The 15,118-nt window shown below is 68.7% G+C and carries 9 protein-coding genes; 4 read left to right on the top strand and 5 right to left on the bottom strand.

Annotated elements, in window-relative coordinates:
- Positions 1 to 9 precede the first annotated feature (9 nt).
- The 3 genes from QUD34_RS10870 to QUD34_RS10860 all read right to left on the bottom strand — a co-directional run bounded on the left by QUD34_RS10870 (position 10) and on the right by QUD34_RS10860 (position 4,818).
- Positions 10 to 2,571, bottom strand: coding sequence for a response regulator (locus QUD34_RS10870; RefSeq protein ID WP_286353725.1), 2,562 nt, complete (start codon positions 2,569 to 2,571; stop codon positions 10 to 12).
- A gap of 85 nt (positions 2,572 to 2,656) precedes the next feature.
- Positions 2,657 to 3,973 carry an exodeoxyribonuclease VII large subunit gene (gene xseA / locus QUD34_RS10865; protein ID WP_286353724.1) on the bottom strand — a complete coding sequence of 439 codons (1,317 nt, stop codon included), beginning with the start codon at positions 3,971 to 3,973 and terminating at the stop codon, positions 2,657 to 2,659.
- On the bottom strand, positions 3,970 to 4,818 hold the full coding sequence (locus QUD34_RS10860) for a hypothetical protein (protein WP_286353723.1): 849 nt from the start codon (positions 4,816 to 4,818) through the stop codon (positions 3,970 to 3,972). Before QUD34_RS10860 ends, xseA begins: the two co-directional genes overlap by 4 nt.
- 119 nt (positions 4,819 to 4,937) lie before the next feature.
- Here QUD34_RS10860 and QUD34_RS10855 point away from each other — a divergent pair, with 119 nt between their 5' ends.
- The 3 genes from QUD34_RS10855 (at position 4,938) to QUD34_RS10845 (ending at position 11,263) form a co-directional block, all read left to right on the top strand.
- The gene (locus tag QUD34_RS10855) at positions 4,938 to 8,246 is read left to right on the top strand and encodes a S41 family peptidase (protein ID WP_286353722.1); all 3,309 of its coding nucleotides are present in this window, start codon (positions 4,938 to 4,940) and stop codon (positions 8,244 to 8,246) included.
- Positions 8,247 to 8,413: 167 nt separating this feature from the next.
- Entirely contained in the window at positions 8,414 to 10,039 is a 1,626-nt protein-coding gene (locus QUD34_RS10850; RefSeq protein WP_286353721.1) for an L-lactate permease, read from the top strand.
- A 78-nt stretch (positions 10,040 to 10,117) separates the two neighbouring features.
- A complete protein-coding gene (locus QUD34_RS10845; RefSeq protein WP_286353720.1) occupies positions 10,118 to 11,263 on the top strand; it encodes a glycerate kinase in 1,146 nt (381 codons plus the stop codon).
- Between the two features lie 35 nt (positions 11,264 to 11,298).
- On the opposite strand, the gene QUD34_RS10840 is transcribed toward QUD34_RS10845, so the two are convergent.
- A complete protein-coding gene (locus QUD34_RS10840; protein WP_286353719.1) occupies positions 11,299 to 12,189 on the bottom strand; it encodes a LysR family transcriptional regulator in 891 nt (296 codons plus the stop codon).
- Positions 12,190 to 12,493: 304 nt separating this feature from the next.
- Here QUD34_RS10840 and QUD34_RS10835 point away from each other — a divergent pair, with 304 nt between their 5' ends.
- Positions 12,494 to 14,368 carry an aldolase/citrate lyase/malate synthase family protein gene (locus QUD34_RS10835; RefSeq protein ID WP_286353718.1) on the top strand — a complete coding sequence of 625 codons (1,875 nt, stop codon included), beginning with the start codon at positions 12,494 to 12,496 and terminating at the stop codon, positions 14,366 to 14,368.
- 34 nt (positions 14,369 to 14,402) lie between these two features.
- Here QUD34_RS10835 and QUD34_RS10830 read toward each other — a convergent pair whose 3' ends face one another.
- The gene (locus QUD34_RS10830; protein ID WP_286353717.1) at positions 14,403 to 15,107 is read right to left on the bottom strand and encodes a hypothetical protein; all 705 of its coding nucleotides are present in this window, start codon (positions 15,105 to 15,107) and stop codon (positions 14,403 to 14,405) included.
- Positions 15,108 to 15,118: the final 11 nt, after the last annotated feature.

Genomic DNA, 15,118 nt, shown 5'->3' with positions numbered 1-15,118 from the left:
TCCGCGCCCTCATGTCTGCTTCGCCAGCACGGCCAGCACGGTTTGTTCGAGGGCGCGCAGGGTGTAGGGCTTCTGGAGGAAGGCGGCCAGACCGCGTCCCAGGAAATCCTGGATGGATTCCTGCTCGTTGTAGCCGCTGCTGAGGATCACCGGCAGGTTGGGCCGGAGGCGGCGGATGGCCTGGAAGGCCTCGCGCCCATCCATGTGGGGCATGGTGAGATCCATGAGGACCACATCCACCCGCTCGCCTTCCCGCTGCACCACCTCCACCGCCTGGCGACCGTCCTCCGCCGTGAGGACCGACAGGCCGAGGGACTCGAGCACGGCCGCGGCGGCCTCCCGGATCATCTCCTCGTCGTCCACGAGCAGCACGGTGGATTTGCGGGTCAGGGCCGGGGCCGCGACCTGGGGGGTCTCCGCCACGCGCTGGGTGTCGGTGACGGGGAACAGCAGCTTGAAGGTGGTACCCCGGCCGGGCTCGCTGTAGATGCGCATGCCGGCGTGGTGGCCCTTGAGGATGCCCATGGTGGCGGAGAGGCCGAGGCCCCGCCCCGTGACCTTGGTGGTGAAGAACGGCTCGAAGATGCGGGCCTGGACTTCGGGGGACATGCCGCAGCCCGTGTCGCTCACCTCCAGCGTGGCGTAGGTCCCCGGAGCGAGCTCCTGCCCCTGGAACACCTGCTCCAGGTAGGCGCGGTCCACCTTCAGCGAGCCGGTGGTGAGCCGGATGGTGCCTTCGGCCTCGCCGATGGCATCCGCGGCATTGGTCACCAGGTTCATGATGATCTGCTGGATCTGCGCGGCGTCCGCCTCCACCAGGGGCATGGACGGCGCAAGGTGGAAGCGGAGGGCGATCTTCTTGGGGATGGAGACCTCCAGCAGGTGCGTCACCTCCTGGACGACATGGTTCAGGTCGTAGGGCCGGACCACGAACCGCCCCTTGCCTGAATAGGCCAGCATCTGGCGGGTCAGGTCCGCGGCGCGGTGGATGATGCGCTCCAGACTCTCCAGGTGGGGCAGGGCGGGGGATTCGGGGGCGAGCTTCATCTGGGCCACATTCATGTGCCCCAGCATGGCCGTGAGGAGGTTGTTGAAGTCGTGGGCGATGCCGCCGGCGAGGACGCCCAGGCTCTCCAGCTTCTGGGCATGTTGCATCTGGCGTTCGAGCAGGGCCCGGGCGCCTTCGGTGTTGCGGCGTTCCAACTCGGCGGAGGCGCGCGCTGAGAAAATCCGCAGGAGCGAGGTGACTTCCACCGGCGAGGCGAGCGGTTGCCGGTGGAGCACCGCCAGCACGCCCAGGGCCTTGCCCTGGGAATCCACCAGGGGGGCGCCCACATAGCTCTGGGCCCGCATGTCGTGGAGCAACGGGCAGCGGGGAAAGGCTTCCTGGACGCCGCTGGCGACCACGCAGAGCTCGCCCCGGGCCGCCCGTTCGCAGGGGGTGCCGGACTGGTCGTAGGTGAAATTCTCGGCGGGACCCCCTTCCGTGAACACCGCCAGGGTCCGCATCCGGGCCGCTCCGTTTTCGTGGACGCTCTCTCCGATGAAGGCCACATCCGCAGCCGTGGCCTGCGCCAGATGCTTGACCAGCTCCTGGAGGAAGGATTCCCCCGTGGCGACGGAGACTCCGCTGGCCACATGGAAGATCTGCTCCTCCACCCGCCGGCGCTGGGCCAGCTCCCGCTCGAGGCCCGCATTCAGCGCGCGGATCTCGGCCGTGGCCGCCCGCACCTGCCGACGGAAGACGAAGGCGATGGCGGTGGCGAGGGCCAGAAGGCCGAGGATGGCCAAGCCCGTGCGCCGGGCCCAGGGGGGGAGCACGCCCTTCTCCTGGGGCGTCAGCCAGCGGTTGATGGCCCCGTGATAGCCCGAATCGGGTCGGGTCCGGCCCTCGGCCAGGTAGGCGTCGAGGGCCCGCAGCAGGTCGGGGTTCCGGCCCTTCGCCACGGCGAAGAAGATGTCGAAAGGACTGAAGACCACGGGTGTGCGCTCGACCTTGAACCGGGTTTCCTGGGAGTAGCCGAAGGTGCTGGAGGTCACGCCGCCGTCCACCTGGCCTTCGGCCACGGCGCCCAGCACCTCCCCGAAGCTGCCGTATTCGCGGAAGGTGCAGGGCAGGTTGAAGCGGCCGCACAGCTCGCGGAAGTGCTCGCCATTCACATCGCCGCGCATCAGCGCGATCCGCCGGTCGCGCACATCCAGGATCGTGTGGATCCCCGCGCGGGGATGGGCGTACAGGATGCTCCAGACCGTGAAGGAGGGCATCCGGCCGTAATCGAGATAGGCCTCCCGCTCAGGTGCATGGCCCACGCTGGTGAGCAGGTCCACCTCGCCGGACTGGGCCCGGTCGAGCCCCTCCTGCCAAGTGCCCGGGACGAAGCGCAGGTCCCAGCCCTCCCGCTCGGCCACTTCCTTCAGCATGTCCACATAGAAACCCTGGGCCTGGCCCTCGGCGTCCATGGAGATGGCCGGAACATGGGTGAACACCGCCACCTTGACCGTGCGGCGGGGGGCCGCCAGCAGGCCAATGGCACCCAGGACGGCCAGGAGGAGGGCCGCCAAGCGGTTCATGAATGGAAAGGGAGAATAAGGGATTCGAGACATGGTCCTGCCCAGAACCCTATCGACGCGAGGCCTCGCCCGTTTGAACTTTGGGTCAGTCCAGCGTGGCGCGCCGTTCGCCGTCCTGCCATCGGAGGCGGAGGGCGGCGCCAGGGGGCAGGGCGCCCGCCACCGTCACGGGCCGGCCTTCAGGATCGAGGGCCAGCACGAAGCCCCGCTGGAGCGGGCCCGCCGGGTCCAGGCCGTGGAGGCGCTCGGCGAGCACCGCCAGGCGATGGTCCCGGCGCTGCAGGCCGCGCTGGATTGCCGGGGCGAGGCGGCGCTGGGCCTCCCGGACGCGGGGCAGGTCGGCCTCCCGGGCGGCGCGGGCGGCGGCATGCCGCAGGCGCTGGCGCAGCAGGGACAGGCGCGCGCCGGCCGCATCCACTCCCCGGCTGGGGTGGGCCAGGGCCAGCCGCTGACCCAGGGCCGCCAGCCGGACTCCCGGCCCAGCCAGCGGTTCCGCCCGCTGGAGGCCGTGGTCCACCAGCAGGTTCAGCGTGGTCTCCAGGCCCCGCAGGCGCCAGGCGGCCTTGGCGGCCAGGGCCTCGGTCCGGCGCCGCAGCTCCGCGCCCAGGGCCGCGCGATCCGGCGTGGCCAGCTCCGCGGCCTGGCTGGGCGTGGCCGCGCGGCGATCCGCGGCGAGATCCACCAGCGTGGTGTCGATCTCATGCCCCACGCCGGTGACGATGGGGATCTGGCACTCCGCCACCGCGCGCACCAGGGCCGGGTCGTTGAAGGCCCAGAGATCTTCGAGGCTGCCGCCGCCCCGCACCAGCAACACAGCCTGGCAGCCCCAGTGGGGGTCCTGAATTTCCTGCAGGGCCAGCAGGGTTTCCGGCACGCAGCGCTCGCCCTGGGCCGCTGCGGGGGCGATGAGGATGTCGATCCCGGGGGCGCGGCGGGCCATGACCTCCAGCACATCGCGCAGGGCCGCGCCGCCCAGGGCCGCCACCACGCCCAGCTTCCGAGGGAACCGGGGCAGGGGACGCTTGGGGCGGTCGAAGAGGCCCTGGGCGCGGAGGTCCGCCTCCAGCTGCCGCAACCGCGCCTGGAGATCGCCCACGCCCGCAGGTTCGCAGTGAGTGACGGCCAGGGTGATCGTGCCGCCCGCCACATAGAGGTTGAGGCTGCCCCGGAGCACCACCCGCTGGCCATCCGCCGGCCTGTGCTGGAGGAAGCGCTGCTGTCCGGCCCACACCGCGCAGGAAAGCGCCGCGCCCTCCTCCTTCAGCGTGAAGTACCAGTGCTTCCCCGACCCCCGGAAATTCGACACCTCCCCAACCACGCACACCGTGGCGAAGGCCGGCTCCAGCCGGGTCTTCACCTGCTCCAGCAGGCGCTTGACGGAAAGGGGGGCGGCTTCGCTCATGGCTTCCGGAACCGCCCGAGGCCCACCGTGAGCCCGGCGAAGAGGGTGTAGCGCGGGGCCCCGTGGGAGAGCCCCATGTCCACGCCGCCATCCAGCACCAGCCGCTTGGACACCTTGTGGGCGAGGGCCCAGAGGTTGGAGACGATCCGCCCGTTCTGCGGCGTGGCCTGGAGGGCGTACAGCTCGCCGGTGAGGGACCAGGTCTCACCGAGGTTCCGAGTGATGGAGACGGTGCCCGCCGCCTGGGCCGCCCTTCCTCCGGCCGGCCCTCCGGATTGGTCCGCGGGCTGGCCGATCCAGGACTCCAGCAGGTTCACATCGATGTGGTAGTTCCCTGCGTCGCGGCTGAACAGCAGCGTGAGCGTGTCGATGGGGGCGCCGTTGCCCAGACCCTGGGAGGCCGGGGCCGTGGGGAAGGTGTGCGCCACCTGGATGGCCTGGTCCGTTCCGAACAGCCCGTCGTGCAGGTAGCACCACTGCGCGGCCAGGTTGAAGTCGCCGAAGCCCCCGGCCGCGGGCGCACCCGAGGGTTCCAGGCGCAGGTAGCCCGGGCAGGAGAGGCGGAGTTCCACATCCTTGGCCAGACCCAGCTTCAGGAGGGTGGGCGTGCCGAAGCTGGGGCCATCCTCGCGCAGGTGGCTCTGCTGCAGACCCCACTCCAGCTCCGCCAGCCCCGGCTGGGTCGTGAGGGCGGGATTGGCGAAGGTGGGCCGGTTGGGGTTCACCTCGATGGCCGGCGGTTCCTCCGCCCTGAGGGCAGGCGCCAGGGCCAGGGACAGGGCCAGGGACAGGGCCAGGGACAGCGCCAGGGACAGGGCGGGGAGGCTGGTTCGGGGGATCTTCATGGCCTTCCAGGCTAACGGATCTGCCAAGCGGGGATGGGGAAGCCGCAGTGGAATCCGATGAGGCGGAAGTTTTGCCTCGTCATACAATGCTCGGGTCTTCCAACCTCTGAGGTGAACCGATGCCCGGACGAACCCTCCTGCTTTCCCGGCTGGCCTTTGCCCTCGCTCTGGCGAGTACGGCGCAGGCCCAGACCAAGCTGCTCCGCTTCCCCGACATCCACGGGGACAAGGTGGTGTTCACGCACGGCGGCGACCTCTGGAACGCCCCGGCCACGGGCGGCACGGCCACGCGGCTCACGGCCCACCCGGGCCTGGAGCTGTTCGCGAAGTACAGCCCCGACGGCAAGTGGATCGCCTTCACCGGCCAGTACGACGGGGACGAGCAGGTCTATGTCATTCCCAGCGGCGGCGGCATCCCGCGCCAGCTGACCTTCGATCCCGCCGCGGGTCCGCTGCCGCCGCGGGGCGGCTACGACCACCAGGTGGTGGGGTGGACGCCAGACGGCTCCAGCGTGCTGTTCCGCGCCTCCAGCGATGCCGATGGCGTCCTGAGCCGCACGGCCCTCTACACCGTGCCCCTGGGCGGTGGGCTGGCGAAGAAGCTGCCCATGCCGACCGCGGGGCCCGGCTCCTTCTCGCCGGACGGCAAACGCATCGCCTACGCGCCGATGTTCCGCGACTTCCGCCACTGGAAGCGCTACCAGGGCGGCTGGGCGCAGGATCTCTATGTCTTCGACCTGGCCACGAACGCGCAGAAGAAGATCGCCGCCAGCCCGCGCACCGAGCGCGATCCCATGTGGATCGGCGACAAGGTCTACTTCGCGTCGGATCGCGACGGGACCCTGAACCTCTACGCGGTGGATCCGGCCACGGACGCGCTGAAGCAGCTGACCTTCCAGAAGACCTGGGATGTCCGCTGGCCCTCCAGCGACCGCCAGTCGCGCATCGTCTACGAGCAGAACGGCGAGCTGCGCGTGTTCAATGTGCAGGACGGCAGCGACCGCGGGATCTCCATCTCCGTGCCGACCGATGGCGGCGCCTCGCGGCCCTCGCGCATCAGCGCCGAACGCAACATCGAGGGCTTCGCCCTGTCGCCCAAGGGCGAGCGGGCCCTCTTCGTGGCCCGCGGCGATGTGTTCACCGTGCCCGTCGAGAAGGGTCCCGTGCGCAACCTCACCAACAGCTCCGGTGCCCACGACAAGCACGCCCGCTGGTCGCCGGACGGAAAGAAGATCGCGTTCATCTCGGACCTGAGCGGCGAGGACCAGCTCTACCTGGTGGATCAGGGCGGCAAGGGCAAGCCCGAGGCCCTGACCTCCGGGCTGGCGGTGATGCTGAATGCGCCCGTCTGGTCGCCCACGGGAAAGCAGCTCGCCTTCACCGACAAGGACGGCGTCGTCTATGTGGTGGGCGTGGCGGACCGCAAGCTGGTCAAGGCCGCGAAGGATCCCTTCGCCCGGGTGGGCGACCTGGCCTGGTCGGCGGACGGCCAGTTCCTGGCCTTCTCACTGGCGAACCTGAACGGCACCCGCAGCCTCCATGTGTGGAGCCAGACCGACCAGCAGCTGCACCGGGCCACCGGCGACCTGTTCCCCGTGACCGATCCCGCCTGGGATCCCGACGGCAAGTACCTCTATGCCCTCAGCCGCCGGGACTACGCGCCGCAGATCAGCAACCTCGAGTTCGACTATGCGGGCAACCGCAATGTCGATGTGGTGGCCTACGCCCTGCGCAAGGACACGGCCCATCCCTTCCCGCCCGAGAGTGACGAGGTGGGGGCGGCGCCTGAGAAGAAGGAAGACGGCGAGAAGAAGGCCGACAAGCCGGTGGAGGGCGCCAAGGCCCCGGCAGCGCCCGTGGCCGTCCGCATCGACTGGGATGGGTTCGAGCAGCGGGGCGTCCGCGTGCCCTTGCCCGCCGACAACCTGGGCGGGCTGGAGGCCACCAAGGGCTACCTGCTCTACAGCAAGTCCGCGCCCTTCGTGTACGGCGAAGCCAATGGCCGCCGGAATGCGGGCAGCAGCCTCTGGATCTTCGACCTGAAGAAGCGCCAGGAGAGCGAGCTGCTGCCGGAAGTCCAGGGCTGGACCCTCAGCCAGGACGGGACCAAGGTCCTGGCCCGCGCCGGGCAGGGGCCCGCGGCCTCCTACCAGCTCCTCGACGCCAAGCCGAAAGCCACCGAGAAGAAGACGGTCTCCACGAAGGAGCTCTTCGTGGACCGCATCCCCGCCGAGGAGTGGCGCGAGGTCTATGACGAGACCTGGCGCCGCTTCCGGGACTTCTTCTATGTGAAGAACATGCACGGCTACGACTGGAAGGCCCTGCGCGAGCAGTACCGTCCCTGGCTCCAGCATGTGACGCACCGTTCGGACCTGACCTATGTGCTGACGGAGCTCATCTCGGAACTGAACATCGGCCACACCTACACCGAGGGGGGGGACCAGTTCCTGCCCGAACGGGCCAAGGTGGGCCTGCCCGGCGCCCGCATCGAGCTGGATGCCGCCGCCGGCCGCTACCGCCTCGCCCGCATCTACCGCGGCCACAACGAGGAGCCCAAGTACCGCAGCCCGCTGACGGAACCGGGCGTGGATGCCCGCGAGGGGGACTACATCCTGGCCATCGATGGCGTGGAATTGAAGGCGGACGACAACCCCTACCGCCTGCTCCGCAACAAGACCTTCGCGGTGACGCTCACGCTGAACGCCAAGCCCGGTTTCGAGGGCGCCCGGCAGGTCACCTACCAGCCCATCCAGAGCGATGCCAGCCTGCGCTATCTGGACTTCGTGCTGCGCTCGAAGGAGGCCGTGGACAAGCTCAGCGGCGGGAAGGTGGGCTACCTCCACATTCCCGACATGGGCGGCCCCGGGCTCTATGAGTTCATCAAGTGGTACTACCCCCAGATCCGCAAGGAGGGCCTGGTGGTGGATGTCCGCGCCAACGGCGGGGGCAACATCAGCCAGATGATCCTCGAGCGCCTCGGGAGGAAGCTGCTGGGCACCCGCTTCGGCTACGCGGGCGAGCACCCGACCACCTACCCGGGCACCGTGTTCCACGGCCCCATGGTGGCGCTCACCAGCGAGACCAGCGCCAGCGACGGCGACATCTTCCCCTACCACTTCCGGTTCGCGGGGCTCGGCCCCCTCATCGGCAAGCGCACCTGGGGCGGCGTCGTGGGCGGCGGAAATTCTCCGCTCATTGATGGCGGCAGCGTCTTCGTGCCCCAGTCGGGCACCAACGCGCCCACGGGCGAGTGGATCATCGAGGGCGAGGGCGTCACCCCCGACATCGAGGTGGAGAACGATCCCGCCTCGCTGCTGGCGGGCCATGATCGGCAGCTGGAGCGCGGCGTGCAGGAGGTCCTGAAGCGCATGGCCGAGAAACCCATGGCCCTGCCGAAGCGCCCGGCGGATCCGGTGAAAACGAAGTAGGCCTGATGGTCAGACCGCAAAGGATTGAACCGAAAAAATCCTAAGCTTGGACTGGAAGGACAGGGGCTCATGCCAGGAAGGCATGAGCCCTCGTTTTTTGAGGTTTTTTGGCTTGGTGGTCAGACCTTTGTCCGGTAGCGTGTCAACAATCGATCCGGAGGTAGATTATGTTGCTCGGCGCCCTCGCGGCCACATTGCCGCTCATCGTCCTGCTCATCGGCATTCCCCTGCTGATGAAGCCCGCCGCCAAGGTGGCGCCCGTGGCGTGGCTGGTGACCGTGCTCACGGCCATCTTCGTCTTCCACTTCCCGGCCAAGACCACGCTCCTGGCGGCCCTGCAGGGCGGCCTCACGGGCATCTTCCCGATCATGTACATCCCCTTCGGCGCGCTGGTGGTCTACAACGTGCTGAAAGCCACGGGCTGGATGGACAAGATGCAGGGCGCCATGGCGAACCTCACGGTGGACCGCCGCGCCCAGGCCCTGCTCATCGCCTTCGGCTTCGGCGCCTTCCTCGAGGGCATCTGCGGCTTCGGCGCCCCGGTGGCCATTCCCGCCAGCATCCTCATCGGCCTGGGCTACAACCCCATGATGGCCGCCCTGGTCTGCCTCGTGGCCAACACGGGCCCCGTGCCCTTCGGCTCTCTCGCCATTCCCACCGTGACCCTGGCTAAGACCACGGGCCTGGATGTGATGAAGCTCTCCCAGATGACCGGCCGCTTCATGGCGCCGCTGGCCCTGATCATGGCGTTCGCCACGGTCTATGCCATGTCCAAGTCCAAGGGCCTGAAGGGCGCCATCGGCACCATCCTGGTGGCCGGTCTCAGCTTCTCCATCACCGAGTTCCTGGTGTCGAACTACATCGGCGCGGACCTCACCTCTGTGCTGGCGGGTCTCGCCTGCCTCGTGGCCGTGGCCATCTACCTGAAGGTCCAGAAGCACGCCCAGCCCTGGCTGTTCGAGGGTGACGCCCCGGCCGACAACGCGCCCAAGGAATTCCACTTCAAGGAGCTGTTCCTCTCCTGGCTGCCCTACCTGCTGCTGGCCGTGCTGGTTATCGCCGTGAACCTGCCCAAGACCAAGCCCCTCTTCAACGGCAGCGCCGCGGGCTGGAACTGGGTGCTCCTCAAGGCCCAGATCTACAACCCCGGCAAGCTCTACTCCTTCACCTGGCTGCAGAGCCCCGGCACCATCATGCTCATCGCCGGCCTCATCGCCTTCCCCTTCATGGGCATCAAGTACTCGGTGATGGGCGAGCAGTTCGGCAAGACCTTCAAGCAGATGATCCCCTCCTTCATCGCCGTGGCCTGCATCCTGTCCATCGCCGAGGTGATGAACCTGGCCCTGCCCATCATCGATCCCAAGACCAAGCTGGCCGTCGTGGGCGACCTCGCCACCAAGCAGATCTCGATGGTGGCCACCATGGCCAACGGCATCGTCGCCCTGGTGAGCAAGCACATCTATCCGCTGCTGAGCCCGCTCTTCGGCACCATCGGCGTGTTCCTCACGGGCAGCAACACCTCCGCCAACGCCCTCTTCGGCAACCTGCAGAAGCTCACCGCCCAGGGCATGGGCCTCTCCGACATCCTCATGGCCTCCGCCGGCAGCGCGGGCGCCTCCGCCGGCAAGATGATCTCGCCCCAGAGCATCGTCATCGCCGCCACCGCCGTGGGCCTGGCCGGCAAGGAAGGCCTGATCATGCGGCAGACCATCAAGTACACGATTCCCTATGTGATCCTCCTGGGCCTCATGGTCTGGGGCTTCGCGTTCCTGTTCCCGGGCCTCGTCCCCTGATCTGACGAAACATGACCGCCAAGACGCGCGAGCGTCTTGGCGGTAGTTTTATCCCTGACTGCACTCGAGGTGGGTTTCATGCGCATCATCGTGGCTCCGGATTCGTTCAAAGGCAGCCTGTCCGCCCTGGGAGTGGCCGAAGCCATGGAGCGCGGCATCCGGGCGGTGTTCCCGGAGGCGGACATCCTCAAGGTGCCCATTGCCGATGGAGGCGAAGGCACCGTCGAGGCCCTGGTGGCCGCCACTCATGGGCGCCTTATGCACGCGACCGTGCGGGGGCCCCTGGGTGAGCCCGTGCGGGCCCACTGGGGTGTCTCCGGCGACGGCACCACGGCCTTCCTGGAGATGGCCGCGGCCTCGGGCCTGCCCCTGGTGCCGAAGGAGCGGCGGGATCCGAGGATCACCAGCACCTTCGGCACCGGGGAGCTCATGAAGGCCGCCCTGGACGCGGGGTTGCGCAAGCTCGTCATCGGCATCGGCGGCAGCGCCACCAATGACGGTGGCACGGGCATGGCCCGGGCCCTGGGCGCGCGCTTCCTGGATGCCGGGGGCCGCGACCTGCCCGAAGGCGGCGCGGCGCTGGCGCGCCTGGCCCGCATCGACCTGTCGGGCCTGGATCCCCGCCTTGCGGAGGCTTCGGTCCTCGTGGCCTGCGATGTGGACAATCCCCTCTGCGGCCCGCGGGGGGCCTCCGCCGTCTATGGCCCCCAGAAAGGCGCCAATCCGGAGATGGTGGCCGAGCTCGATGCCGCCCTGGGCGCCTTCGCCACGGTGGCGGCCGCGGCCACGGGGCGCGACATCGCCCTGCTGCCCGGCGCCGGCGCCGCCGGGGGCCTGGGCGCGGGCCTGCTTTACTTCACCCCGGCCAGCCTCCGGCCCGGCGTATCCATCGTGCTGGAAACGACCCATTTCGAGACCCTGATCCAGGGCACGGACCTCGTCATCACCGGCGAAGGCCGCACCGACTTCCAGACGGCCATGGGCAAGGCCCCCGTGGGCGTGGCGGCGGTGGCCAAGCGCCACGGCGTGCCCGTGGTCTGCATCGCGGGCGGGTTGGGCGACGGCGCCGAGGAGGTGCTGGCCCACGGCATCGATGCCCTGGCCTCCATCGTGCCCCAGCCCATGAGCCTGGAGGCCTGCATGGGGCAGGGCGGATCCCTCGTGGAGACCGCCGTGGCGGGCGTCTGCCGGATGCTGCGCGTGGGCAGGTCGCTGGGTCGGTGAGTCCGGACGGCGTCTAGGCCGCCGGCAGCAGGGATCTAGACCGTCGGCAGCAGGGCGTCCCGGACATGCTGGAGGAAGGCCTTTTCGGCGGATCCCAGGTGCCGCTCGGGATTCCATACGAGGTAAGTCGAGATCTGGATCTCGGGACCCTCCCAGGGCACGGCCACCAGCTGCCCGGAGCGGAGCTCCGCCTCCACGGCCATCCGGGGCAGGGGCGCGATGCCCAGGCCCACTTCCACGCAGCGCTTGATCGTTTCGACGCCCTGGAACTCGAGGAAGCGCCCCGGGTGCGCCCCGGCGTTGATCAGCTGCCGCTCGAACTGGTTGCGGTAGCTGCAGCCGAGCGCCTTCAGCAGCACATCCTCCCCGATGAGGTCCTGGGCGGAAATCCCGCGGGACCCGGCGAACCGATGCGAGGCTGACGCGACGATCAGGATTTCCTCGTCCCGGATCTTCTCCACGGCGAGGGTCTTGGAGGGGAAGGGCTCCTCCAGGATGAAGGCGAAATCCACGATGCCTTCCAGCACCTGCCGCTTGAAATCGCGCACGAAGCCCGGAAGGAACTGCAGGTGGACCCGCGGGAACGCTTCCTTGAAGGCCTTCAGCACGGGCGGAAGCAGATAGGTGCAGACGGTTTCCGGCGCCGTGAACCGGAGGGTCCCGACCCCGGCTTCATCCTGCAGGGAGGCCTTGGCCTCGTGGGTCAGGGCGAGGATCCGCTCGGCGTAGATCAGGAAGCGCTCGCCGGGTTCGGTGAGCTCGAGCCGGTTGCCCACGCGGTTGAAGAGCGCCGAACCGAGATCCTCTTCCAGGCTCTTGATCTGGGCCGTCACGCTCGACTGGGCGTAGCCCAGGGACAGCGCGGCGTTCGTGAAGTTCAGGGTGCGGGCGGCCACGGTGAAGGTGGACAGGGTTCGGACATCCATGGGGCCATTGTACCGGCGTCCCTCATGTCACCAGGAAGGCCCTTGAGTCTGAGCGGTCGCAACACCCCCTCGCGGATCACACCGGCCCCTCGATCGGTGATTTCGATTCCAGGGATCGAAAAGATTCTCTGGTTTCCGGAGCGCGATGACCTGAAATTAAATGTCTAGGCAGGCAACCGCACGGGCATGAAGCAACGCCGTGGTACGCACCGGCTTCATGGGCGCTTGAACCGGCCCTTCTCAATCCGCACCCACCTGGAATACCCAAGGGCCCGGCCCCTGGGGGCCGCCACCGGAGGTTTCGATGACCCATTCTCTCGAATTCCGCGCAGGGATCCTCGCCCGGTACGAGGATGTCTACACGCCGGAGGCCCTCCGCGCCCTGGAGGCCCTGGCGCCCCTCGATCAGCGCCGACGGGAACTGATGGCGCAGCGGACCGCGCGCCGGAAGCGCCGCGCCGAGCAGGGTGAACGGATCACCTTCCTCGATCCCGCCGCGCTGATTCCGGGCACCCAGATCACCGTGGCCGATGCCCGGGCGGGGAACTTCGACGGGGCGGTGATTCCGCCCGATCTCACGCGCCAGTGGATCCAGGGCACGGGACCGGCCACCAAGCCGCGCTCCGATGTTCGCTCCGGCATCCGCAATGTGGCCTATGCGCTGCTCTCCGGCGCCGATGGCTGGATGTTCGACGGCGAGGACGCGCTTGGCCAGGTGGACACGATGTCGCTGGACAACCACCGCAACCTGAAGCTTGCCATCGCGCGGGATCCGCTCTTCCTGGAAGTGGCCGAGGAGGTCGCTTCGGAGATGAACCGCTGGGCGGAAGGCTTCTTCGGCCATCCCATCATCGCCGACTGGCGCGGGCAGCTGGACTTCACCACGGTGCTCTACCGGGCCCGGGGGCTGCACCTGGACGACCGGCACATCCGCCTGCAGGGCCACGGCTTCTCCGCCTCCATCGCGGACCTGGCGCTCTATGTGGCGAACAACCACGAGCGGCTGCGGGCGGCCGGCCGCAGCGTCGTCCTCTACCTGCCCAAGATCCAGACCGCCGAGGAGGCCGCCTTCTGGAACAGCCTGCTGCTGGCCCTGGAGGGCCACCTGGGCCTGCCGACGGGCACCCTCAAGGCCTATGTGCTGGTGGAGCAGATCGAGCAGTGCTTCCAGCTCATGGAGATCCGGGCGGCCCTCTCGCCGCATTTCGTGGGCTTCAACACGGGCCGCTGGGACTACATCAACAGCGTCTCGGATGCCCTGGCTTGGGATCGGGCCTTCGTGAACCCCAACATCCAGTCCATCACCATGACCTACGGCTACATGCGGACCTACGAGGACCGGGTGCGGCGCGCCATGAACACGCCGGACCGGAATGGCCGCTTCGCCCTGTGGCAGGGCGGCATGGAGCCCAACATCCCCGTGGGCTCCGAAGCCGGCGTGGCCGCCAGCATGAAGCGGGCCGTGGCCGGCGCCGAGCGCGAGCAGCGTGAGGGCGCTTCCGGCAAGTGGGTGGCCCACTGGAAGATGGTGCACATCGTGCGGCCCGTATGGGAGCGCGCGGGCCAGGACAACCAGGCGGGGCGGGCCTTCCCGGCCCTGACCTACGGCCCCGAGGATGCCGCGGGCCTGACCCGGCTGGAGGATGCGCCGCGCACCATCGCCGGGGCCCGCGACCTGCTGTCGGTGGCCCTGCAGTACGGCAACGCCTTCCTCCGCGGCTTCCAGGCCGCGGCCCTGAAGCCCGCCGACTTCTTCGGCAATGACGATGTGCTCTACCTCATGGAGGACATGGCCACAGGCGAGATCCGGCTGTCCATCCTCTGGGAGTGGCTCCACAAGGGGGCCACCTTCACGGAGGCGGACGCCGCCACCGGCACGGCCGCCGGGGACGCCTTCACGCCCGCCCTGTTCGCCCGCCTGCTCGACGAGGAATACGCCAAGCTCCGCCAGGCCGGCAACCGCGATGTCCACGACGATTCCAAGGGGACCACGCTGCCCATCGCGAGGGCCATCGTCCGGACCTATGTCCAGAGCGACACGAAGGCCCCCTGGTATGTGGACCTCCTGAACCTCAACCTCGGCGTGGAGGAGCTGGCCGTGGCCGAGGCCCGCATCGCGCGGTTCCTCGAGGCCTTCGAGAAGGACGGCACCCGGATGACGGAGAATCAGGACTTCTGAGGACGGAACCGGCCTACCCCTGCTCAGCCCCCGACTACTCGGGCGCCCGGTCCTGTTCTTTGGAGAAATGGTCCCGCGCGCACTCGGGGCACATGCCGTGGGTGAAGGCCACATCCGCGTGCTGGACCAGGTACTGTTCCACCTGGGTCCACAGTCCCGCGTCGTCCCGGATCTTCTTGCACCAGCTGCAGATCGGCAACAATCCCTGGAGAGTCCGGATCTCGGCCAGGGTCTGCTCCAGCCGCGCATTCATGGCGCCGAGCCGCTCCCGCTCGCGATCGTAGGCGGTCAGCACCACCCGCAGCACGAGGACGCAGGCGAAGGTGCTCACGACGAAACCGGCCATGAGGTCCCACGGACGGTCCCCGGCATGGGCGTAGGGCACGACGAGATTCGGGAAGGCGCGCTCCGCCCACAGGAGTCCCAGCCCGTTCACGAGGAAGATGGCCAGGAACAGCCACCGGGTCCGGCCCCGGAAGAAGATGTTCAGGACCAGGACCCCGGCGAACATGAACATGCTGATGCTCCCCTCGGAGCCGGCATTCATGAACCAGCTGAAGTTGAGCAGCAGGCCCAGGCATCCGCAGAAGGCCTTCATGGCATGCACGCCGCGCAGGGAGGCCCGGTACAGGGCATAGGCGAGGGCACCGAAGGCCGAGATCGCGAGGTTCAGGCTGAGGGGAAGCTCCTGGAGCAGGTTCGTCGGGAGGATGACGAACAGCGCCAGGCAGGCCGACACGAGGCAGGCCT

Origin of the sequence: Geothrix oryzae (assembly GCF_030295385.1) — a bacterium.
Classification (GTDB): domain Bacteria; phylum Acidobacteriota; class Holophagae; order Holophagales; family Holophagaceae; genus Geothrix; species Geothrix oryzae.
Note: the sequence above shows the minus strand (reverse complement) of the source record. Positions and strands in the feature narration are given on the sequence as shown.

Bases quoted from the DNA above. Each gene is read 5' to 3' on its own strand.
- QUD34_RS10870 (WP_286353725.1), bottom strand. From the start codon at position 2,571: ATGAACCGCTTGGCGGCCCTCCTCCTGGCCGTCCTGGGTGCCATTGGC.
- xseA (WP_286353724.1), bottom strand. From the start codon at position 3,973: ATGAGCGAAGCCGCCCCCCTTTCCGTCAAGCGCCTGCTGGAGCAGGTG.
- QUD34_RS10860 (WP_286353723.1), bottom strand. From the start codon at position 4,818: ATGAAGATCCCCCGAACCAGCCTCCCCGCCCTGTCCCTGGCGCTGTCC.
- QUD34_RS10855 (WP_286353722.1), top strand. From the start codon at position 4,938: ATGCCCGGACGAACCCTCCTGCTTTCCCGGCTGGCCTTTGCCCTCGCT.
- QUD34_RS10850 (WP_286353721.1), top strand. From the start codon at position 8,414: ATGTTGCTCGGCGCCCTCGCGGCCACATTGCCGCTCATCGTCCTGCTC.
- QUD34_RS10845 (WP_286353720.1), top strand. From the start codon at position 10,118: ATGCGCATCATCGTGGCTCCGGATTCGTTCAAAGGCAGCCTGTCCGCC.
- QUD34_RS10840 (WP_286353719.1), bottom strand. From the start codon at position 12,189: ATGGATGTCCGAACCCTGTCCACCTTCACCGTGGCCGCCCGCACCCTG.
- QUD34_RS10835 (WP_286353718.1), top strand. From the start codon at position 12,494: ATGACCCATTCTCTCGAATTCCGCGCAGGGATCCTCGCCCGGTACGAG.